Origin of the sequence: Lysinibacillus sp. NPDC097231, assembly GCF_044761885.1 — a bacterium.
GTDB lineage: Bacteria > Bacillota > Bacilli > Bacillales_A > Planococcaceae > Lysinibacillus.
In genome coordinates this window covers 1-22,381 of record NZ_JBIWDH010000041.1, presented here as the reverse complement: position 1 = coordinate 22,381, position 22,381 = coordinate 1, and the positions used below count along the sequence as shown (strand labels likewise).

The following is a 22,381-nucleotide window of genomic DNA, read 5'->3' as shown; positions in this document are numbered from 1 at the left end:
AATACTCCCAACTATCTTATTACCTCTTTTTGGTTGGTAACATATAGTTCCGTTACCTATTATACCTGACTCTCATTATTATCCAAGCATTTTCTTGAATAGATACGAAATTGTCAAAAATTAAAGATCACTGTAATTAAATAGTCATATTTGTAAAGAAACAGAAATATATACCATGTTTTTCATAGGATGAAAGTATACTCTTTCAATAAGAAAGACTTTCTTCATTATTAATTATTGACAAAATGCATCTGTTCCCATGTTGTAATAATAGATTGGCTCTTTTTATGCTAAACTTTTGGTAGTTTGATAGGATCTTATCAACTACTGAAAGGAGCTTAAAGAATGAAAGGTAAACTCTCTATTGTCGGGGCCATGCTTATTGCGATGTTATATCTAGCACCTACAAATGTTGCGGCAGAAGATATTTCTAAGCATTGGGCCTACTATGAAATGAACTATTTAATTACACATGATTTAATGAAAGGTGATGATCAAGGCAATTATCGCCCGAATGATTCCGTCAATCGTGCCGAATTCACTGCATTCCTCGTAAGAGCACTAAACTTACCAGAAGTATCTGTTAAGCCGAACTTCTCGGATGTTCGTGAAGGCGATTGGTATTACGACGTCATTAAGCAAGCCAGTTACTATCAAATAGTCAAAGGTGATGACAAGGGGCATTTTAATCCAAAGGCTAACATTAATCGTCAGGAAATGGCTTCCATGCTAAAAAGAGCTCTCGATTATCTAAACTTTAAGACGACTGCCTCCCCTCTTAAGTTTAATGACAATGCTAGTATTGCTAAATGGGCCTATAGCGATGTACAAGCCGTAGTGTCATTAGGGCTGATTGTTGGTAAACCGAATAATTTATTTGCGCCACTTGCCCAAGCAACTCGTGCTGAGTCAGCTACTGTGCTTTATCGATTAATACATTTAGATACGCCTGAAGTTGGTGGTAAGCAATATACCACTACTAACTACTCACAGGACTACTCGACAGTGGTAGGTAGACAGGCAAATAATAATCCAAAAGTAGATGGTGCTGGCATTTTTACAGCTAGCGACGCACTAGTGTCATACTATGTACACCCTAAAACTTTTATGCAGGATAGTCCTTCCTATTATCAATTTTTAAAATTATCGACGGCTGTTAATAATTTAAATGCAAAAGTGATAAATGAAAAAGTTCTCTCTAATAAAGGAAGCTTAGTCGGTACAGCTGATGCCTTTATACAGGCAGGTGTTGATCATGATGTGAATGCCATCTATTTGGTATCACATGCATTACATGAAACAGCCAATGGAGCTTCTGCACTGGCAAAGGGTATTGAAGTTGGACTGGATAAGGGCGGCAAACCCGTCATGGTAACAACTGAAAACCGAGATAGCCTGACTGATATTAAGAAAACATACAATGTATATGGCATTGGGGCCATCGATGCAAACGCCAATAAATATGGTGCTGAGCGTGCTTATACAAATGGATGGTTTACGATTAATGATGCCATTATTGGTGGGGCACAATTTGTGAAAGATCAATATATTAGTAAAGGGCAAGACACATTGTATAAAATGCGTTGGAATCCTGATAACCCAACAGTCCATCAGTATGCCACTCATGTTATGTGGGCAGTGCTCCAAGCACAAAAGATTTATGACATTTATGAAATAACTGGTGCCGACACTACGACTAACTTAGTATTTGACGTTCCCGTCTATCAAAGCCAGCCTTCCCCTACTTCATTACCTACCCCTGCAAAGCAATATGCGGTAGATACTGCATTAGCTGGGGCAACTGGACAGGCTACGATTAATCTAAATATGAGAACCTACCCGAATACAACGGATGCTTCTTCTATCATCACGACATTACCAAAGGATACATCGTTCACATTACTCGGTGAAAATGGTAGTTGGTTCAAAGTCAAAGCAAATGGACAAGAAGGTTGGGTATTCAATGAATATGTCAATCTGAAAAATGGATTGCAGATTGTCGATATGAACATCACGCTGAATGTAAGAAGCGAGCCATCTACTACATCTGCCATTTTAGGTACAGTAAATCCAAAGGGCTTTATCATGGGTGTTGTAGATGACAATGGTGATTTTGTGAAAAACGGTAACTGGTATCAGGTTATCTTTAATGGCAAAACAGGATGGGTTTTTGGTGATTATGTTGTAAATAACAAATCCCTTGATTCAAAATAGTTTTTTAAGAATAGTAGAGTGCAAACAAAAGATGTTTGCACTCTTTCTTTATATACCCCCATTATTTATATCCTCAAAAAGCTCAAATTCCCCCATGATGATACGCTTATTTTTCTGAAATATTTATATGCTATATATAATAGAAGAAACTCAAATTTTTAGGCTTATATTCTCATATTATCTTATTGCTCTCATCATTTTCTGAAAGGTATTAGATTGGGCTAATCCTTTCCAATATTGCGGGAACAACTTCAATCCTTTTCTCCCCACTCCCTCACTATTTCCCCCATATTATTTTTCTCGTGACATTGTCAAACCCTCATCGAAAATTTCCTGTCAATATTGCTTTTGTGGTATGATAGATTGCAGATAATTATGCCTCGGCATAATTACGTCCGGAATCGGCTTTGTGCTTGCACAAAGAACTCCTTTCCGATTCTGTGACATCCGCCGGAGGCTTTCACTTCTTTCAGCGGGTGTCAGAACACCCGCTGAAAGAAGTGAAATGGAATTACAGAAAGGTTTGAACACTATATGAGGCATGTAACGATTATGGGCGTACCCTTTTTACATATTGATCAGCAAGGGTTTGTTGATTTACTCGTAAATCGTATTGAACATGAAGAAAAAACATTCGTCATCACCGCAAATCCAGAAGTCGTGATGCAGGCAAATGAAAATCCTACTGTCATGAATTATCTAAAACAAGCTACTTACATTTGTGCAGATGGTATTGGCGTTGTAAAGGCTGCGCAAATACTTGGTGATTCACTTCCTGAGCGTGTCACTGGTTACGACACGATGGTACGACTTTTAGAAGCTGGCAATAAAAAGCACTTTAAAATCTATTTGTTAGGTGCGCAAAAAGAAACGATAGAAAAGACTGTGAAGAATATTCATCAAACATATCCGAATGTTGACGTAGTAGGCTATCATGATGGATTTTTTGATTGGAACAACAATGATATTGCGAGTGAAATCGCGGCATTGAAACCAGATCTTGTGTTTGTTGCATTAGGTGTACCAAGACAGGAGAAATGGATTACCGAAAATCTAGAGCAATTTAGCAAAGGTGTTTTTATTGGGGTTGGTGGTTCCTTTGATGTCATTGCAGGAACAGTTAAACGTGCTCCAATGATCTGGCAAAAATTAAATCTCGAATGGCTTTATCGACTGCTTCGTCAGCCAAGTCGTTTTGGAAGAATGCTAGTCCTTCCTCGATTTGCGTTAAAGGTTTTTTCATTAAAAATTAAAGGTCAGGGAACAGCAAAATGAGTCAGTCAACATTTGTCAAAAGCACACTTGTCCTAACAGTTGCTACGTTGCTTTCTAAAGTCATTGGTAGTATTTTCCGAATTCCGCTACAAAATATAGCCGGCGATGAGGTACTTGGTATATTCAGCCTTGTGTATCCAGTCTATATGGTAGCACTCTATTTATCGGTTGCTGGAATCCCTATTGCCATTTCCAAGCTTATTGCGGAGGCCAATGCCCAAAAAAATACAGACAAAGTGAAGAAAATTTATGTCACAGCAAGCATCCTTGCGCTATCCTTTGGCGTCTTAAGTTTTGCCATCATTTATGGCTTTTCAACTGAAATCGCAAATGCTTTAGGTGGCCCGTCAACACAAATTGCGTTAATTGTTGTTGCCCTTACATTGCTCGTTGCTCCTTATATGGCTGTCTATCGAGGATTTTTCCAAGGCTATGGGGATATGCGTCCAACTGCGATCTCTCAGGTAATTGAACAGTTAGTGCGTGTTGCTCTAATTTTAATCGTTGCTTATTTCCTAGTTGCAATGGATTATTCTAATGACATTGTTGCTGGGGGTATTATGGCAGGCTCTGTACTCGGGGCTGTTGCATCTCTTTTGTATTTACGCTTTAAATATTTCCGCTCATCTGTAAAAGTGACTAGCAAGGAAAAATATAAGTTTTCCGATTTCTCCATGTTTAGTAAGACGATTTTAAAAATATCGATTCCGATTGCCATAGGTTCTGTCACAATGGCACTATTTAACTTTGTCGACTCCTTTACAGTATCGTATGGCTTGAGAAGTGCTGGCGCTGATGCAAGTGAAATTAGTTTCCTATATGGGATTTATGGGCGAGGACTAACGCTCGTTCAGATTACGACTGTTTTTGCGTCCTCTATCATTTTACCGCTAGTTCCACTGATTACGACAAAATTAGCCGAACGTAAATTAGATGAAACACGTGGGATTATTGAGCAAACGCACCGTATTACTCATCTCATTTCCTGGCCAGCTGCTTTAGGTTTACTAGCATTAACCTTACCTTTAAACCTTGCTCTGTTCACAGACTTAGAGGGAAGCTTAATGTTAGCAATTATTAACCTTAGCTCTGTCTTTACATCTCTGACACTACTTGGTACAGGGATTTTGCAAGGGATGAATGCTGCAAAAACAGGTGCCATCATCATTATTGGTGGCGTTGTATTAAAGGTATTTTCAAACATCTTCTTTATCCAGGCCTTCGGATTAGATGGGGCTGCCTATGCAACATTATTTGTTTACTTTGTGTTATTTATTGTAAATTCTATTTTTATTTATCGTGCAATTCGCTTCACTGTATTTGGGAAAGATACAATCAAAATCATCCTATCGTCTATCCTAATGGGGGCTGCTGTCGGTTTACCTACACTTTGGTTTGATATTGCAAAGTGGTCAAGACTGTGGGCAATGGGTTATCTAGCTGTTGCGATTGCCATCGGATGTGTCATTTATTCCCTATTATTATGGCTAATGAATGCCATTCATGAACAAGATTTGAAGAAAATCCCGATTATCGGAAAAAAGGTTTCAATAACTAAGAGAGGTAAAAAATTTATGTCGAAACAGAAATGGCTTTGGGGAATTGTGGTCCTATTGCTCATCGTCTCTTCACCTGGCATCATGATGAGATGGAATGCAGAGCAATCGAATGATTCCTATGAAATAGTTATTCCTTATGATGAAATTCAAGTAGTCAATAAGGAAAGCGATTTAACAATGGATAAAATCCTTTCCTCTTTAAAAGATGCGGGGCTTACAACTGTTAGCCTAGAGCCTTTAACATTGAAGGAAATGGAACGTCAAAACATGGTTTCCATTTACGAAGAAAATGAATTAGCGGCACAACTACGTTTCACTCCTTATAAAGGTGTTATTGATATCAATAAGGGTGGATACTATATTAGCGTTCCTGAAAATGCAAGCTATCAACAGCTCATTAAGGACAGCATTCAGCCTGAAGAAGTACAAATAGGAGATGAGTCTTTCTATTTCCTTCCGAGTTCAAACCATTATTATGATTTAAAAACACCAATTGGTTACGATAAGCCTGCCATTGAGATGATCAATAAGCATGGTCTGTCTCATATCTTTAAAGTAGAAAATGCAGACAATAAAGTAGCCAACGAAAAAATCGTTACACAATTGCTTGAATTAAAAGATGCCTCTGCTGGCCGTTTACTTGGTTCAGGAGATGAGGCCATCGGATTTGGACAGAATTCAGGTAATGCATTTATTGAAAAGCTAAGTAAGGCAGGCTATTATTTCTACACAATTGAAAGCAATCCCCTTAAAGGTGAAGCCAGTATTGCAAAAAGTACAGATTATCATATGATTCGCTTGCACAGCATCAATGTCAACAGAGAGACAAAGTTGACCCTTAATGCAAGCATTGATCGTACAACACGCGCAGTGAAAGAGCGAAATATTCGATCTATCTTCTATCATATTAAAACAAAAGGTAATGCTGAGAAAAACTTGGCGGAAACCATTGATTATTTAACTGGTGTTCATAAGCAAATGCCAAATCATTTCAATCCTGGTGCTCCAAAACTATTTGATGTTGTTGCGGTACCAACATGGGTAACGGCACTTGTTTTATTAGCAGGTATATTATTTACTTACCTTGTATCAGAGCTAGTGAAATGGATGCCACTTCGTATAACAGCAGTTGTATTTATGAGTGCTATAGCTATCGCGTACTTCCTTCTGAAAAGTACTCTTTTCTTACAGGCATTCGCGTTAATCATTGCAGTCATGGCACCAACTTATGCAGTCATTAAAACAGCAAAAGGATCTACTAAAATTGTTCCGATATTATTACAATATCTGAAGGCAGTAGGTATTAGCGTCATTGGCATCGTTATTGTCATTGGGCTATTAAATGGTAATGCATTTATGACAGGCTTTGCAGTATTTAAAGGCGTTAAACTTGTTTATATTATTCCAATCGCAGGTGTCTTATTATTTGTGATGCTGGAACTCAACCGTCTAGTTGACCAAAATCTAAAGAAGACACTTTCGAATACTGTGACATTATTAAATAAAGAATTAAAATATTGGCATGTTTTACTGCTAATTGTCGTTGCAGGAGTAGGATTATTCTATATCAGTAGAACAGGTAATTCTGGTTCCGTTAGTAATTTAGAATTGGCTTTTAGACAATGGCTTGAAAACATACTATATGTTCGACCAAGAACTAAGGAATTTTTAATTGGTTTCCCATTCTTTGTTTTAGGGCTATATGTGATGGGCATTAATCGAAAATGGGGCAGTATCCTTCTTGTACCAGGAGTAATTGGATTCTTGTCTATCGTTAATACCTTTACACATTTACACATCCCTGTTGCTGTGTCGGCATTACGTACACTTTATAGCGTTTCACTTGGTTTTGTTATAGGACTAGTGTTTATCTTTATTTTCAAGATAGGTTACCGTTTTATTTCTAAAGCAATCGCGAGGTGGTCATAATGCATGTTGTATTGTCTGGCTACTACGGATTCGATAATGTTGGCGATGATGCGATACTGCTTTCCATTATCCAGGCACTTCGAAAATGTCAGAGTGATATAGACATTACCGTATTATCGAATAATCCAGCGGCCACTGAAAAAACATATGGTGTTAAGGCCGTAAATCGTTGGAAAATGAACGAAATCAGACAAGTACTAAAAACAGCAGATGGACTCATAAGTGGTGGCGGTAGCCTCATGCAAGACCAAACAGGAATGAAGACGATTCCTTACTATGCGGGCGTTATTCAAATAGCGAAGTGGTTGAAAAAACCTGTATTTGTTTACGCTCAAGGCATGGGCCCAATCAATCATCCTTTAAGTAAATTTATTGTCCGCAAAGCCTTTAATAAAGTAAAAATAACGGTAAGAGATAAAGCCTCACAGTCTCTTTTAACAGAGATTGGTGTCAAAAACGAGGCTTTAGTCGTGCCAGATCCGGTGATTGGACTCAACGGTAGCACCTTCCATAGTAAATGGTTAGCAGAAGAGTCCTTATCAGCCAATACGTATATTGCTATAAGTGTTCGTGACTGGCCTACAGCGGTAGATTACAAGCAAAAAATAGCGAACAGCCTAGATCAATTAGTACGTCATGGTGAACAAATTGTCTTTTTGCCGATGCATGGTGAGCATGATGCAAAATCTTCACAAGAAGTAGCTGCACTTATGCAAGAAAAGAGTATGATAGCACCTGGCGATTTATCGATCGAAGAAAAAATTGCGGTGATTGGTCAGTCTAAATTGCTAATTGGTATGAGATTGCATTCATTAATTTTCTCAGCCATCTACTCTACCCCATTTATTGCGATTTCTTATGACCCGAAAATCGATGCATTTGCTGACATTGTAGATCAACCAATTGTTGGACATGTTGAAGTAGATGATTGGGACGGGACTTTATTGTTTGAACAATCTACAAAAGTACTTGAACAATTAACGACCGTTCAAGAAAATATGCGTAACAAAGTTCAAGCATTCCAAGATGCGGCGGCAACAACAGCAAAATTAGCGTTAGAGGCTTTTACAAAGGCATAAAGCTTAAAGAGTACAATTGGAAATCATCCAACTGTACTCTTTTATTTTCCCAAAATAAAAAATGGTGAATAGGTATTGAGATTCACCATTTTCTATCAAACTCTAATAATTTTAAAATGGACTGCGCCTGTTGCATATGCATAGCCATTACATATTGACTTGCCTGCATCAGAATTTGTGCCTTTACCATATTCATCATTTCTTTAGCGATATCAGCATCACGAATGCGTGACTCTGCATCTTGTAGGTTATCCGCAGTGTTCACATTCACATTATAAGCATGCTCCAAACGATTTTGATAAGCCCCTAATCTTGAGCGCTCACTTGACACACGTTTTAAAGCCTCGTCCATTGTGGAAATGGCTTTACTGGCATCTTCACGAGTAGCGATGGATGTCGTATCATCCAAGCCCAGTGCTCCAGCTCCCATATCGTTAATGAATAACTCAATACTTTGACCTGAGTTGGCACCAGCCTGAATTTTAATACCGTTTGAAGAATAATCCCCATTCAGTAATGTCTTTGTATTAAATTCAGTATCTTTTGAGATGCGCTGAATTTCCTTTTTTAACTCCTGAAACTCTAAATCAAGCTGCTGTCGATCACTATCTGTCAATGTATCGTTAGCTGCCTCCACTGCTAGCTCACGCATGCGCTGAATCATTGCATGTGTCTCATTAAGTGCACCCTCAGCTGTTTGAACAAGTGAAATACCATCCTGAATATTTTTCGCTGCCATATTCAATCCACGAATTTGTGCACGCATTTTTTCAGAAATAGCAAGTCCTGCCGGATCATCTGCTGCACTATTAATGCGGTAGCCTGTAGAGATTCGCAACATTGCCTTGCTCATTGCATCGTAATGTCTATTCATATTATTTAAAATCGACATACCCGTCGCTGACCACTTTCCAAGCATGATTTCACCACCTTTATTGTCATTTATATCGGTCTACATAACAATCTTTTAAGTTGTTTTTGGTAATGTATTCTAATTTATCGGGTTATATATAGTAAAATTTTCTAATTAGTTCTTACAGTTTCGACTTTAGACCTAGATGAGTAATCTGCAAAATCTTCAATGTATAAAAGCACCCGCTTCTCATATGCGAAAAGTAGATGCTTAATTGCAATACTGTGTATTCAATTTTCGAAACCTCCGAGTTGATGGCCCTTTTGTTGTAGCAGCTCAAAAAAGAGAGTTTTATTGTTGTCTAATAATGCCTGATCGATTAAATAATCAATGTTTTTGTCCTCTAGTTCTTCAATGAGCTGATCTATTTCGCCAACAGTCACAGAAGAAACAAGTGGTATCTGAGGCTTCGGTGTAGCGTTTTCAAGAATTGGCGCTAAATGCTCATGAACATTTGTAATTAGTAATAATTGGTATAGAGGTAGTCGAATAAAACGATTCCCCTTTTGGAAAACAAATACCTCAGATAAATTTTCAATTTGTTGTGTATTCAAGTTGATAACCATCTCTTTACCTTCTATGGGAATGAAATGAAAAATCTCATTCTCTTTTAATATAGAGAAATATTGATAAGCAAATACGAGACGCAGTTTGTCTCCAGTAATTTTTGTGTAAAATGGCTTCATGTATTGAACTTGCATCATCCTTCATCCCTCCTTAGTTATCTGATTATTCAGATTTTAACACAAATTAATTATCTTGTTAACTATCTTTAACTTGATTTTTTTCTTTCTAATCATTCAGCTTATCATGTACGGATTTTAATCGTATAATGGAAGGACAGTCTTTTTTCTTATACTCAAAAAATATAGCCACTAGCCAAATAATTTGAAAGGAGTGAGGTTATGGCATTATCGATTTCCCAAATAGCTAAAGAACACCGGGAATTTATCCTTACCAAATTAAAGGGAGCTGAACAAGCATTACATCCTTCTTCTACTGAAGACGAAGAGCTAGTGCGTCGTGCTGTTTTTTCAGTACGGAACAAGTCAATTATATTTGAACGTTTTAATGGAGCAAGTTCTATATTATATGCAAGCGTACAGGATGTCAGACCTGCTTCTGTTGAAATTGATTTTGCAAAGGATGAGTTACACTGTAACTGTCCTCAGCCTAAATGGTGTAGACATCAGGTAGGAGCATTGCTTGCCCTCTATCAATATTTTGATTCAGTTCAAAATTGGTCTAGTGCATGGCGCTCTCAAAAATCAGTGCAACTTAAAACATTAGCAGATGAGCGAAGTCCAGAAAGCTGGCAATTGATGGTCAATGAAGTGATGAAGCGTTTATTACCACCTGGCCGTATTTTAGAGGGCTACGGCATTTCAGCTATACGGACAGATGCATTAGATAGGCTTCGTAAACATTTACCTTTTGAGCGCGAGTGGCAGCCACTTTATAAGCTTTATATAGAGCTATCCATCTTTAATATGATATGGCGTCATCTAAATGAAACACCAGGACATTCATTGGAGTCACCTTATATGAAATACTTTATCGATCAAAGTGTCCAATCATTTGAGAGCATACTGACAGAGCTAACTGGTCGATCACGACTTTTTGCTACTGACCCATTTTATGATGCACTTCAAGAGCTGGTCAGAGAGCTTTTATTGGAGCGTCAGGGATTATATGCTAATCGATTACAAATTTATATGCTACTTTGGGCAGTGCTTTTTTATGAGAGACCAAGACGAGAGCAGGAATTAACGCTTATTAATAAGCTTGAAAATCCTTCATCAGAAATTTCCTTACAGTCATTAAAAATGCTATTTTATGTGCTGTTACAAAAAGAGCAATTATTGAAAGAGAACATTGCACATATTGAATTGCAACACATGCAGGATTTTTATGAACTTGCTAATTTTGCAAAGCGTGCTGGAGAGACACAAGCACAGACAATTATATTGCGTGCGATGCTACCATTCACCGAAGCTTTTTTACAGCAAACTGTACCGGTTGTTCAACGTGCACAATACGTAAGACAATTTCAGCTTTTGTACGAGGATATACAGCTTACTGAGGAAGAGGAAGCTATATTATATAGTGCCTTTGGTGTTTACGGGCTTCAGCCATTTTCATTCTTTCTTATTAAAAAAGGACGTTATCGTGAATGGGCAGCCCTTCATCAGCTAAATCCATCCTCCCTTTCTTATTTAGAAATGTGTGGATTAAAGGAAGTTCTACAGGTTGCTCCTGCAACGGTATTGCCCTTATATCATATATTTGCAATGGCTGAAATTACGCAGAAATCACGTATGAACTATAAGCAAGCAGTACGAATTTGGAAAAGCATGCGTAGTGCCGCAAAACGAGCTGGCAAAACTGCCTATTTTGAAACCTATATGCTAACAATTCGTGCAGAGTTTAAACGACTTCGTGCATTACAGGAAGAGATTGAGAAAGGAAACTTAGTATGATGACTATAAATGCTCCTTCCCCATTTTCAAAAAATCTAGAACTTCGTATTGAAGAATCTCAGGAAGGATATTATACATTACAGGCCTTTACTGTCGATGGTACGGCAATGAGAGTAGATTCGCTTATTTCTTCATTATTCTTTAACTATGAAGCTAATATCTATGGTGTATTAAGCAATCGAACGGATCATACCGTTGAAGTTTCCACCTCGGAGCTTCTTGATGTTTTTTCTCCTCGCCACAAGCATCCTTTTATTGAATGGCGTGGAATGAATGCGGAAAGTAATGCGTTGTTAGAAAAAGTGTCAGCTTTGCAATTGTACTGGCAAGAGCCAATACTCTGGTCGAATGCTGTTATTGCAGATGATTTTTCCTCACTAACATTTTCTATTGACGATATAGACACAGCATTATTAGAAAAAGCCGTGCAGCAAAAACTGGCACATGTTGGTCTTTTACTGTCTGATTTACCAAAGCTAATGCCGTTTTTCTTGCGTGGTGGCTGGCCATTAGAGCAGGAAAGACAGGCTGGTGCAGTTACTGTTTCCTTACGCTTAAGTGAACCTGAGGAAGATTCAGATGATTGGCTTTTAGAAACGGTACTTAGCACTGCTACATCAAAGAACCACTGGACTCCAGCTGTAAAAAAACAATCACTATCAATTGCAGAAGCATTACCGGTAAAATGGCAGATGTCCGCTGATGCTATTGAACAACAACAAGCGCAAATTGTAGATCTTCTTACAGTTGAAAATTTACGTAGCGATATTTTCATCCGCATTATGCTTGAGGATTTACAAGTTCGAACATTTTTACGTGAGGATTTAGCGAGATTACAAGCACTTGGCTTTGACGTTGTACTTCCAGCTTGGCTCAAGGATTTAAAACAATCAAAAGTTCGTGTTCGTGTAAGTACTGGCAATGTGGCAGCCAAAAAGGTAGCTGGCTTAGATGATATTTTAACATTTAAATGGCAGTTTTCTATGAATGGACAATCCATTTCGCCTGAGCAATTTAAAAAACTTGTTGATGAGAAACGTGAATTCATACGAATTGGTACCGAATGGTTTAGAGTTGATGCCAACTGGATGCAAGAAATGCGGGCATTGATGCAGCAGGCCGAAGATGAGAGCTGGACTGTTCGTGAATTATTATTTCGTGAGCTACCTGAGGACTTATCCTTACCTCTTGAGGAAGAGGATGCTGATGATGCAATGCGAGACGATCCAATTTTTGCTTTCGAATTACAGCAATCTCTTAAATCCTATATGGACCAGCTTCAAGAGAAAAAGGGTCTTCCAGCAGTACCCGTTCCAATAACTTTACAGGCCGAATTACGCCCCTATCAACAGGAAGGCTTTGAATGGCTTGTCTTTATGCGGGAACAAGGTTTTGGCGCGTGTCTTGCTGATGATATGGGTCTTGGTAAAACGGTACAGCTTATTTCATATTTACTTCATATTTATGAAACAACGGATGCTACTAATCCATCAATTATTATTTGTCCTACCTCAGTGCTAGGCAACTGGCAAAAGGAACTTGCTCGTTTCGCTCCTTCCTTGATTGTGCATACGCATTATCAAGCCAATCGAGCAAAAGAGGATGTATTTAAACAACTAGTCGAAAGAGAAAAACCACATGTGATTTTATCGACTTATGGCACGGTTTCTCAGGATATTGAATTTTTACAGGCATTGGATTGGACGTCGGTTGTATTAGATGAAGCACAAAATATTAAAAATATGCAAACACTCCAGTCAAAGGCCATTCGTAAATTACATGGTACACATCATATTGCTCTGACAGGTACACCAGTTGAAAACCGTTTATCAGAGCTATGGGCGATTTTTGACTTTATTCACAAGGGTTATTTAGGAAGCTTTGGCCGCTTTAACGAAGAATTTATTTTACCGATAGAGCGAGATGAATCAGAATTGCATAAACAGAAGTTACGTGCGAAGATTCAACCGTTCTTACTTCGTCGTACAAAACGTGATCCACATTTACAGCTTAACTTACCGGATAAACAAGAATCCCATGAGTATTGCCCATTAACAGCTGAGCAAGCATCTCTATATGAAGGCTATATTTTAGAGACGCTCGATCAGCTTGAGCAATTAACAGGCTTTCAAAAAAAAGGTCGCGTCTTAAAAATGCTTAGCAAGTTAAAGCAATTATGTAATCATCCTGCCTTGTATTTAAAAGAACCTTTCGAGGATGCTGAAACAATGCTAACACGCTCTATAAAATTAGAGCGTATTGTGCAGATGGCAGCAGAAATCGTGGACAATGGCGAGCAGTGCCTCATTTTCACACAATATATCGGGATGGGACAATTACTACAGCATTGTTTAAGTGAATTATATAATGTAGATGCACCGTTCTTAACAGGTGCAATGCCTAAGCAGCAACGAGACCGCTTAGTAGAGGCTTTTCAGGCAGGAGATTTCCCTATATTCATCCTCTCTTTAAAAGCAGGTGGAACAGGGTTAAATTTAACAGCTGCCAATCATGTTTTACACGCAGATCGCTGGTGGAACCCAGCCGTTGAAAATCAAGCGACAGATCGTGCGTACCGAATAGGGCAAACACAATTTGTGCAAGTGCATAAGTTTGTGACAATCGGTACAATTGAAGAGAAAATCGATAAAATGCTGGCGCAGAAATCTGCATTATCAGAAGAATTAATTCAATCAAGCCAATGGTTAACCGAGTTAGAAGATCAGGAGCTTCGTGATTTAATGACGCTTGATTATTAATTGTACGCCAAGAGCCATACGCTCTTGGCGTTCTTTTCGTTTCGAGAATATCAGTGGACATTATTTTACTTCTTCCTACTTACTTCATATTTCATATTTAGTTGTGTGAAACTGATCATTGCTGTGCGGTCTTCAGCAATGAACTTTATTCATGAATGGTATACATCACTCCTTTCTAAATTCATGACGGTGCAAGTAATATAGGAGAATGGCGGATCAGATAACTTGACACTTGCTCCGTATGTAACCTTTTGGATGCTATACTACTGGTAATTTCGCTTCTTCTTCAGGTAGAACAAAATCCTTTAAGCTTTCTAGCTCATCAGGTGGCTGCACCGATGCAATAGCCTCTTCACTATCTCTAGACTTAAGCTGATAAAATCGGACATCTTCCACGACTACTTCTGTAATAAAAATCTTCGTGCTTTCTTCATTTACAAAAGACCTTGATTGTATGCGTCCATTTACCCCAATTAATGAGCCTTTTCTGCAACATTTGACGATATGCTCTGCAAGCCTTCCCCATACTGTACAAAGAATAAAGTCTGCATTCACTTCCCCGCGACTATTTTTAAAATTGCGATTGATGGCTAATGAAAAATGTGTTTGTACACGATTTCCAGATAAATGTCGTAACATAGGATCTTTTGTTAACCTTCCAACCAGTCCGACTTGATTCATTGTTTCACCTCCTTTCCTTTTGATTGCTTTCATCTTACAAGAATGAATCGAACTATGGCAAAAGTCGGTTTTTATCATTTCCCTTGTTTTTCAATCATAAATTGACTATATTGGAACTTTTACTTTTCAATAATTTAATCATTTATGTGTTAGAATGCTTTTGGCTGTAATAGCAAATGCTAAATCTTGAAATATGTAATTTCAAAGTTTCTTATCAATTTTGCCTCGGCATAATTACGTCCGGAATCGGCTTTGTACTTAGGCCAGCAGATGTTTTTTGTGCGAAAGCGTAGTGGCAGCAACATGGTTTTGTTTGCCACAGGACGAGGCGTTTTTTAGACTGAGTTTCTCTATTTCAGCGGGTGTTTGGACAGCCGCTAAAATAAGTTAAACTGTGAGTTATTTTAGCGTGGCCCTATCGTAAACAAGAGATATTTGAATATGTTATACTAAAAAGGATGACCGACTTAGGAGGATAATACATAATGAAAACATTTAAAATGCTTTCCTTTGACCTTGTCACAATAGATGGCATACAATCGTTTCCTTTAGTCGATGGCATTATTATTAACCAGGAAAACAGCCATCAATCTTGGATTCTTGAACTGTTTATGGACCGACAATATCGTTCAACCTTCGATGAACTTTTAGCAAATGCTACTGTCTTTAATGCACGTGCAGTTATTTCATTTCCAGATAATGAGCCCGCACCTTTCCAGGTTGTCGTACATACTGTTCAAGAGATTGGAGAACACATTACTGTACTTTTAAAAGGTACATTAAAAGCAAAACGCTCAAAATATGCTGAGCGATTACTTGCTGAACTGATAGCCGAGGGAGTTTCTTTAAATAAGTTACTGGACCGCTTCTCACATGATATGAAAGAGCGACCAAAACTAAAAAATGATTGAATTTAACGATGCAAATTCTTGCATCGTATTTTTTTATTGGACAGACAGAGATTTTAAGGTAAAATACGCTTTAAAAATCAAAGGAGGTCATATACTTGAATTTTGCTACTAGAGAAAAGCCGTTACAATTATTATGGCTTGAGGCTTTAAAGAGAAGGTTGTTAGAAGAGGATTCAGACTTTAGCTATTATAATGAACAATTACGAAGAGTAGATGCAGGCTTCGCTGGTGAAAGGAGAGTTGACCGTGAATGGCTTGAATTAGTATGCCCCTATACTTTTTCCATAGTGCATAATGTAATTTTAATGAACTCCGCACAGCATTTACATCAAATAGATACACTTTTCATTTGCACTAATTTTATGCTAGTTATTGAAATTAAAAATATCAGCGGACGACTTGATTTTGACGATATTACTCATCAATGTATACGTACAAAGGCAGATGGAACAATTGAAGGATTTCCTAACGCACTTACTCAGACACAAAGACATTTGGAATTCCTTAAAGTTATTTCCCAAAACTATTCTATCCCCATTGAGGGTGCAGTTATCATTTCTAATCCCTCTGCTATCATTGCAAGTCACCCAAACACTATCCCCATTTTCCATGTTTCAGGACTTCAAAAACATCTTCACTCCCTTTTTAAAAAATATCCACAAGCTATTTTAAGCGAGGATCAGTTAACACAATTTGTTCAAAAACTTCTTAAAAGGAATCATCCTTCGAAAGCTCAGCCCCCTATTGATCCTTCACGATTTCGTCAAGGCGTACTTTGTCCAAATTGCCAGTATAAGTCTCAAATGCATTATGCCCGTGGTATTTGGATATGCTCACGCTGTCACTACGAAAGCGCAGAAATTTTTGCTGAGGCTTTACAAGATTATCGATATTTAGTTAGGTCGACAATTACCAACAAACAGTTACGTGAATTTTTTAATATCCATTCCAGTGATGCTGCAAATCGCTTACTTAGAAAATTTCAATTTCCCTATACAGGATCTTTTAGAAATCGCGTTTACCATTTACCTGAAAATTTAGTGGAATACATGTTGCCATTTTTCCGCTCTTCATGAGGATTTGCTTTGCCTTAAGTGGGTATTCACTTCTCGCGGGGTTCGGCTTCCTTTCGCGGGTATTCCCTTCTCTTCCGCCGGTATTCCTTCTCCTCGCGCGGGTTTTCCCTTCTCTCCCGCGGGTTTTCACCTTCTCGCGGGGTTCAGCTTCCTTTCGCGGGTATTCCTTCTCCTCGCGCGGGTATTCCTTCTCTTCGCGCGGGTTTTCCCTTCTCTCCCGCGGGTTTTCACCTTCTCTTCCGCGGGTATTTCCCTCTCTTCCGCGGGTATTCCTTCTTCTCGCGCGGGTTTTTCCTTCTCTTCCGCGGCTTTTCACCTTCTCGCAGGGTTCGGCTTCCTTTCGCAGGTATTCCTTCTCCTCGCGCGGGTATTCCTTTCTCTTCCGCGGGTTTTCTTTCTCTTCGCGCGGGTATTCCCTTCTCTTCCGCGGGTATTCTTTCTCTTCGCGCGGGTTTTTCCTTCTCTCCCGCGGATATTCCCTTCTCTTCCGCGGGTTTTCCTTCTCTCCCGCGCACGGGATTTTAATAAAAAAAGAGTGCTTCCAAAAAAATCGGAAACACCCTTTTTTATATTATCGCGTAGTCGTGTTGTTACGATTACGAACATCTACTTTTTCTTCAACAACTTTTTCTTTAATGACATTCCCAGTATTCGGAACAGCATTAGCATTTGGTACATTGTTATAACCATTTGTACCATTTAAATCAGCATTTGTTCCAGGTGTTGTAGTTGTTCCTGGCATTGTAGTAGTTCCTGGTGCTGCTGCTTCAGGAATAACTGTGTTACGGTTGACACCATTCACGTCACGGTTGTAAAGGTCATGACGTCTAGTTGGCTCTGTAACGTCTTCTACACCTCGACGAACGTCGTTCTTAACGTTCTCCACAGGTCTTGTTTCAACCGCTCTGTTACCCCAGTTACATCCTCCAAGGAATACGGTAGCAAGGATAATGGCCAAAAATGACATTTTCCACATAGTAAAAAACCTCCTTTCATGGGTGCTATGTCACCAAATACAACGTGTGCATTTGTGATCCTACATAGATTGCCCGGGAAAGGAGGGAACTATCCGATTTTTGTACAAACTATTTTTGTTTTTCTTTTAACAATTGTTCAATGTATGCTGCTTCTGCTTTACAGTCATAACTATAATTTGTACCTAGCTCATTTTGCAAGGCCTCGATTGTTTCTACTTGCTTAGCTGTCGGTTCTTCATTTAAAATTTTGGCAATTACTTCATCGATTTTTTGTGCCATCTCTTCATGGAACTTAGTACTCATCAAAACATCTGATGGGATTTTTTCAATCCATGCGGCATTCTCTTGAAAATAAGTCTGCCAGCTAGCAATGAAATCTTCCATAGAAAAGTGCTTTTCATCCCAACCAATACTTGCTAAGTATGATTCAAAAGATGTTGAAATCGAACGTGTAATGCTAATTTTAACACCTGAAGACAATTCCTTATACATCTTAATAATCCTCCTACGTTTGTAAAGCCTAAATATTACATATATCTCCAATTACCAATAACATATACGCCATTGCAATTTTACTGGACCATTAAAAAATTACAGTAAGACAGTATTCGACTTGACTCGACTTATCTATTTTATATCTTTTAACCTATAAATGCAAATTAAGGTTGGTTTGGCTGAGCAGGTCCAATTGCAAATAAAATATCTGCTTCACATACAAGCTCACCATCAACTGTTGCAATTCCATGTCCTTTGCCCATTGCGCCGCGAAGCTTTACGAACTCTACTTCTAGTTTAAGCTGATCGCCTGGTACTACTTGGCGCTTGAAACGACAATTATCAACACCCGTCAAGAAAGCTAGACGCCCCTTGAATTCATCTGCATTTAATAATGCCACACCGCCCACCTGCGCTAGCGCCTCTACGATTAAAACACCTGGCATTACTGGATAGCCTGGGAAATGTCCATTAAAAAAATCTTCGTTGATAGATACATTTTTTATACCCACCGCACGTTTCCCTTCTTCTAATTCAAGGATACGATCTACAAATAAAAAAGGATAACGATGTGGTAAAATTGCTTGAATTTGCTCTGCTGTTAACATTTCTTTTCCCCCTCAATATCAAAAATTATGTAAACACAAAGTATGGTAAAGAATAATTTTATTCTTTACCATTCATAATATCAAATATATGCTGCCATGTTTCAGTTTTGAAAACATCCATAGCTTTACCTTGTCCAATCACACTGTAGCCAAACATTGCTCCTAAAACTGCGGCAATAACGACTAACACGAGAACAAGTACAACGCGTAGCCAAATCGGAATCAGCCTTATTTGCACCCATCGAACCTCACGTTGCTCTCCATTTGAGCGGCGTTCCTTCTCTTCTGGTGGCGTATCGGTTTCTTTTGTCGGCACAGAACGTGGACGTGAATCGTTTGTCATAGATTGTACTCCTCTTCATTCCTTACTAAACAGTAATAACGAATTTACTATCGAATACCATTAATGAGCCCAAGCATTTGGTCTGCTAAAGTTACCGCTCTTGCATTGAACTGATATGAGCGCTGTGTTTGGATTAAATCCGTCATTTCCTTTGAAAGATTTACATTCGACATTTCTAGCGTACCATTTTGCATGCCAATTTGCTGACGATTTGCTCCTTGTAATTCAGTGATTACTTCTGCTTGTGTATATCCAAGCTGAGCAAGATTGTTTGGCAATCCGACGTAAGCACCTGAAATATGCTCCATTAGCTGTGGCTTTTGGAATTCTGACACTGCTAAATCAGTACGAATACTAGTTCCATCTGGATATGATGCCTCTAATACGCCCCCATCGCGTACAGTAAAATTTTTCACATTTTCTGGTAATGTAATAGCTTGTCCTGCTGAATCTGCCAATGGATACCCATCCGCATTTACAACCATTACTGTTCCATTATTTAATGGTGATAAATAAAAGTCACCCTGACGAGTATACACTGTTTTTGTGCCATTTTCACCATCTGGCATCAAAATATTGAAATATTGTTTTGATTTTGTGAAAGCTACATCAAGATCACGGTTTGTTGTTTGTAGTGAGCCTTGTTTTTGATTGGACTGAATTTGTCCAATCTTCGCGCCAGAACCGTAACGGATACCCACAGGCGATTGACGCTGAGCTTGGTCTAGCTTATCATTATTAAATTGCTGATAAAGAAGTTCATTGAATGTAGCTTCTTTTGATTTATAGCCAAGAGTATTGCTATTGGCAATATTGTTACTAATGGTATCTAATTTATTTTGTAGTTGTCCCATTGTATTTGTTGCAGTAATCATTGTACGTAGCATTATCAAACGCCCCCAGTTCGCTTATTATACTTTCCCGATTTCATTAACAGCCTTTTCCATGCTGCGATCATAGGCTTGTAATACTTTTTGGTTCGCCTCGAAAGCACGATAAGCTGTCATTAAATCTGTCATCGTGCGACTGGAATCTACGTTTGAGCCCTCAAGATAATTTTGACGTAGTGTAAATGATACGCCATTCGCACCATAAGCTGTCGGTAAGTTGTCACCGTTTTCTGTACGTATTAAACCATTATCCTGTTTACGTAGCATGTTCGGATTATCTGCAAATGATACTCCGACACGTGCAACTTGCTGATCATTTACGTAAATTGCCCCGTTCTCATCAAGGCGAAAATCATCATTCGGTAGTTGAATGCGTTGGCCTGTATCCGATAGAACATATAGTCCTTGTGGGTTCACTAGATAACCTTGACCATCTAACGTAAAATTCCCGTTACGTGTATATGCCTCTCCACCGTCTGGATGCGCTAAACGGAAAAAAATAGATCCAGTAACACCATCTGCATTTTGAGGTAAGTATCCATCAATCAAAGCCATATCTGTCGTAAAATCCGTGCTATAAATTTGGCCTTGTATGTAGTTTGGCAATGTTTCTTGCATATAAATTCCTGTATTTAATGCGCCAACTTGACTCATATATTGAGAGCCCGCTTGCTGCTTGGCAGTTGCATTCGTTGTCCCTACGCTTGACATTAGCATGTCTGGAAATGAACGTATTGTTGATTGATCTGCCTTAAACCCTGGTGTATTCGCATTTGATAAATTATTAGTTAGTAATTCTGTTCGTCTTTGTTGTGCAATCATACCCGTTGCTACTGTATAAAACCCTTTAAACAAAGGAATCACCTCATTATATTTTTATAAAGATGCAGGCACTCGATCAATATTTTCAAGCATAATGCCTGTACCTATTGCTACACAATCCATTGGTCGATCTGCAATGAACACAGGTACCTTTAACTCTTCGATTAAAAGCAGGTCCATACCATGTAATAATGCACCACCGCCAGTAATAATAACTCCACGATCAATTATATCAGCTGATAGCTCAGGTGGCGTTTTTTCTAAAACATTTTTTGCGGATTGGACAATCATAGCTACAGATTCATGTAACGCTCGTTCAATTTCATCTGAGTGGATTGTAATTGTACGTGGTAAACCTGTCACCATATCCCGACCACGAATATCCATAGACTCATCTCTACCACCTTTAAAGACTGTACCAATTGTCATTTTGATGGCCTCTGCAGTACGTTCACCAATTAGCAATTTATATTCTTTTTTAATATATTGTAAAATATCATTATCAAAAACGTCCCCTGCAACCTTAATGGATTCACTTGTTACAATATCACCCATTGAAAGGACTGCAATATCTGTTGTTCCGCCGCCAATATCGACTACCATATTGCCACTAGGTTGGAATATATCCATACCTGCGCCAATAGCCGCAACTTTTGGCTCTTCCTCTAAATATACTTTTTTTCCGCCAGATTTTTCGGCTGCTTCACGAATAGCCTTTTGCTCAACACTTGTAATGTTTGTTGGACAGCAAATTAAAATACGTGGCTTAGCTAAAAATCCTTTGACGTTTAACTTGTTGATGAAATGTTTTAGCATCGCTTCCGTAACGTCAAAATCTGCAATGACACCATCACGTAATGGTCGAATTGCAGTAATATTACCTGGCGTGCGCCCTACCATTTGGCGAGCTTCTTCCCCTACCGCTAATACTTTATTTGTTTTTTTATCAATCGCCACAACAGATGGTTCGTTTAGGACAATCCCTTTACCTTTAACGTGGATTAATACGTTCGCAGTTCCTAAGTCAATGCCAATATCTTTTGAAAACATTCAATATATTCTCCTTCCCGCCAGTTCCAACTACATAACGTTCATTTTATCTCTTTATCTAGAATATTTTATCATACACCATTGGTAATTTCACCTAATTTTAGTGAATAGAACTGTTTTCTTTCAATTATATGAACATTCATAGAAAAGCATCATTCATTTTTGAAATTTAAATTTCCTTTCATATGTTTTGAAAGAACTCACTAAGTTCATGGCCTTTCCATGACAATCGAGTAGGAGGGGGTGACTAACCCCCGACCTCTCTCACCACCGTACGTACGGATCCGTATACGGCGGTTCAATTAAGATGAATAACGCAA

General features: G+C 38.5%; 18 protein-coding genes and 1 pseudogene. 9 read left to right on the top strand and 10 right to left on the bottom strand.

Translation table 11 applies throughout. The features are described from left to right. Window positions 1-345: 345 nt before the first annotated feature. The 5 genes and pseudogenes from ACIQXF_RS19810 to csaB all read left to right on the top strand — a co-directional run bounded on the left by ACIQXF_RS19810 (window position 346) and on the right by csaB (window position 8,056). The gene (locus ACIQXF_RS19810) at window positions 346-2,214 is read left to right on the top strand and encodes an S-layer homology domain-containing protein (protein ID WP_402786495.1); all 1,869 of its coding nucleotides are present in this window, start codon (window positions 346-348) and stop codon (window positions 2,212-2,214) included. Window positions 2,215-2,748: 534 nt separating this feature from the next. Next, window positions 2,749-3,489, top strand: a complete 741-nt coding sequence (locus ACIQXF_RS19805) for a WecB/TagA/CpsF family glycosyltransferase (protein ID WP_402786492.1) — start codon at window positions 2,749-2,751, stop codon at window positions 3,487-3,489. Continuing rightward, window positions 3,486-5,039 (top strand): annotated as a pseudogene (locus ACIQXF_RS19800) (putative polysaccharide biosynthesis protein); the annotation flags it as partial. The gene ACIQXF_RS19805 and the pseudogene ACIQXF_RS19800, both read left to right, overlap by 4 nt. Before the next feature lie 24 nt (window positions 5,040-5,063). Beyond that, window positions 5,064-6,977, top strand: a complete 1,914-nt coding sequence (locus ACIQXF_RS19795; RefSeq protein WP_402786537.1) for a DUF5693 family protein — start codon at window positions 5,064-5,066, stop codon at window positions 6,975-6,977. Continuing rightward, window positions 6,977-8,056: a polysaccharide pyruvyl transferase CsaB gene (gene csaB, locus ACIQXF_RS19790; RefSeq protein ID WP_402786489.1), complete on the top strand. Its 1,080-nt coding sequence runs from the start codon at window positions 6,977-6,979 to the stop codon at window positions 8,054-8,056. Before ACIQXF_RS19795 ends, csaB begins: the two co-directional genes overlap by 1 nt. An 82-nt stretch (window positions 8,057-8,138) precedes the next feature. Here csaB and ACIQXF_RS19785 read toward each other — a convergent pair whose 3' ends face one another. Both ACIQXF_RS19785 and ACIQXF_RS19780 read right to left on the bottom strand, forming a co-directional pair. After that, window positions 8,139-8,975, bottom strand: coding sequence for a flagellin N-terminal helical domain-containing protein (locus ACIQXF_RS19785; RefSeq protein WP_402786486.1), 837 nt, complete (start codon window positions 8,973-8,975; stop codon window positions 8,139-8,141). 224 nt (window positions 8,976-9,199) lie between these two features. Beyond that, the gene (locus ACIQXF_RS19780; RefSeq protein WP_402786483.1) at window positions 9,200-9,673 is read right to left on the bottom strand and encodes a transcriptional regulator; all 474 of its coding nucleotides are present in this window, start codon (window positions 9,671-9,673) and stop codon (window positions 9,200-9,202) included. A 201-nt stretch (window positions 9,674-9,874) separates the two neighbouring features. Between ACIQXF_RS19780 and ACIQXF_RS19775 the strand changes: the two genes are divergently transcribed. Together ACIQXF_RS19775 and ACIQXF_RS19770 are read left to right on the top strand one after the other, a co-directional pair. Then, on the top strand, window positions 9,875-11,449 hold the full coding sequence (locus ACIQXF_RS19775) for a hypothetical protein (protein WP_402786481.1): 1,575 nt from the start codon (window positions 9,875-9,877) through the stop codon (window positions 11,447-11,449). Beyond that, a complete protein-coding gene (locus tag ACIQXF_RS19770) occupies window positions 11,446-14,208 on the top strand; it encodes a DEAD/DEAH box helicase (RefSeq protein ID WP_402786478.1) in 2,763 nt (920 codons plus the stop codon). Before ACIQXF_RS19775 ends, ACIQXF_RS19770 begins: the two co-directional genes overlap by 4 nt. Window positions 14,209-14,466: 258 nt before the next feature. On the opposite strand, the gene ACIQXF_RS19765 is transcribed toward ACIQXF_RS19770, so the two are convergent. After that, a complete protein-coding gene (locus tag ACIQXF_RS19765; RefSeq protein WP_402786475.1) occupies window positions 14,467-14,889 on the bottom strand; it encodes a single-stranded DNA-binding protein in 423 nt (140 codons plus the stop codon). A gap of 485 nt (window positions 14,890-15,374) precedes the next feature. On the opposite strand from ACIQXF_RS19765, the gene ACIQXF_RS19760 reads away from it, so the two are divergent. After that, window positions 15,375-15,800: a YwpF family protein gene (locus ACIQXF_RS19760; protein ID WP_402786472.1), complete on the top strand. Its 426-nt coding sequence runs from the start codon at window positions 15,375-15,377 to the stop codon at window positions 15,798-15,800. A 95-nt stretch (window positions 15,801-15,895) separates the two neighbouring features. Beyond that, window positions 15,896-16,876, top strand: a complete 981-nt coding sequence (locus ACIQXF_RS19755; RefSeq protein ID WP_402786469.1) for a nuclease-related domain-containing protein — start codon at window positions 15,896-15,898, stop codon at window positions 16,874-16,876. 571 nt (window positions 16,877-17,447) lie between these two features. Here the strand turns inward: ACIQXF_RS19755 and ACIQXF_RS19750 are convergent. The 7 genes from ACIQXF_RS19750 to mreB all read right to left on the bottom strand — a co-directional run bounded on the left by ACIQXF_RS19750 (window position 17,448) and on the right by mreB (window position 22,061). Further along, window positions 17,448-17,852, bottom strand: a complete 405-nt coding sequence (locus tag ACIQXF_RS19750) for a hypothetical protein (protein ID WP_402786466.1) — start codon at window positions 17,850-17,852, stop codon at window positions 17,448-17,450. Window positions 17,853-17,961: 109 nt separating this feature from the next. Next, on the bottom strand, window positions 17,962-18,345 hold the full coding sequence (locus tag ACIQXF_RS19745) for a hypothetical protein (protein WP_402786464.1): 384 nt from the start codon (window positions 18,343-18,345) through the stop codon (window positions 17,962-17,964). Window positions 18,346-18,512: 167 nt separating this feature from the next. Continuing rightward, window positions 18,513-18,956, bottom strand: a complete 444-nt coding sequence (gene fabZ, locus ACIQXF_RS19740; RefSeq protein ID WP_402786461.1) for a 3-hydroxyacyl-ACP dehydratase FabZ — start codon at window positions 18,954-18,956, stop codon at window positions 18,513-18,515. Between the two features lie 58 nt (window positions 18,957-19,014). Further along, complete coding sequence (locus ACIQXF_RS19735; protein WP_402786458.1) at window positions 19,015-19,299, bottom strand: DNA-directed RNA polymerase subunit beta; 285 nt, start codon at window positions 19,297-19,299, stop codon at window positions 19,015-19,017. A gap of 47 nt (window positions 19,300-19,346) precedes the next feature. Beyond that, the gene (locus ACIQXF_RS19730) at window positions 19,347-20,186 is read right to left on the bottom strand and encodes a flagellar hook-basal body protein (RefSeq protein WP_402786455.1); all 840 of its coding nucleotides are present in this window, start codon (window positions 20,184-20,186) and stop codon (window positions 19,347-19,349) included. Window positions 20,187-20,210: 24 nt separating this feature from the next. Then, window positions 20,211-21,044 carry a flagellar hook-basal body protein gene (locus tag ACIQXF_RS19725; protein ID WP_402786452.1) on the bottom strand — a complete coding sequence of 278 codons (834 nt, stop codon included), beginning with the start codon at window positions 21,042-21,044 and terminating at the stop codon, window positions 20,211-20,213. A 21-nt stretch (window positions 21,045-21,065) separates the two neighbouring features. Further along, window positions 21,066-22,061: a rod shape-determining protein gene (mreB, locus tag ACIQXF_RS19720; RefSeq protein WP_402786449.1), complete on the bottom strand. Its 996-nt coding sequence runs from the start codon at window positions 22,059-22,061 to the stop codon at window positions 21,066-21,068. Window positions 22,062-22,381: the final 320 nt, after the last annotated feature.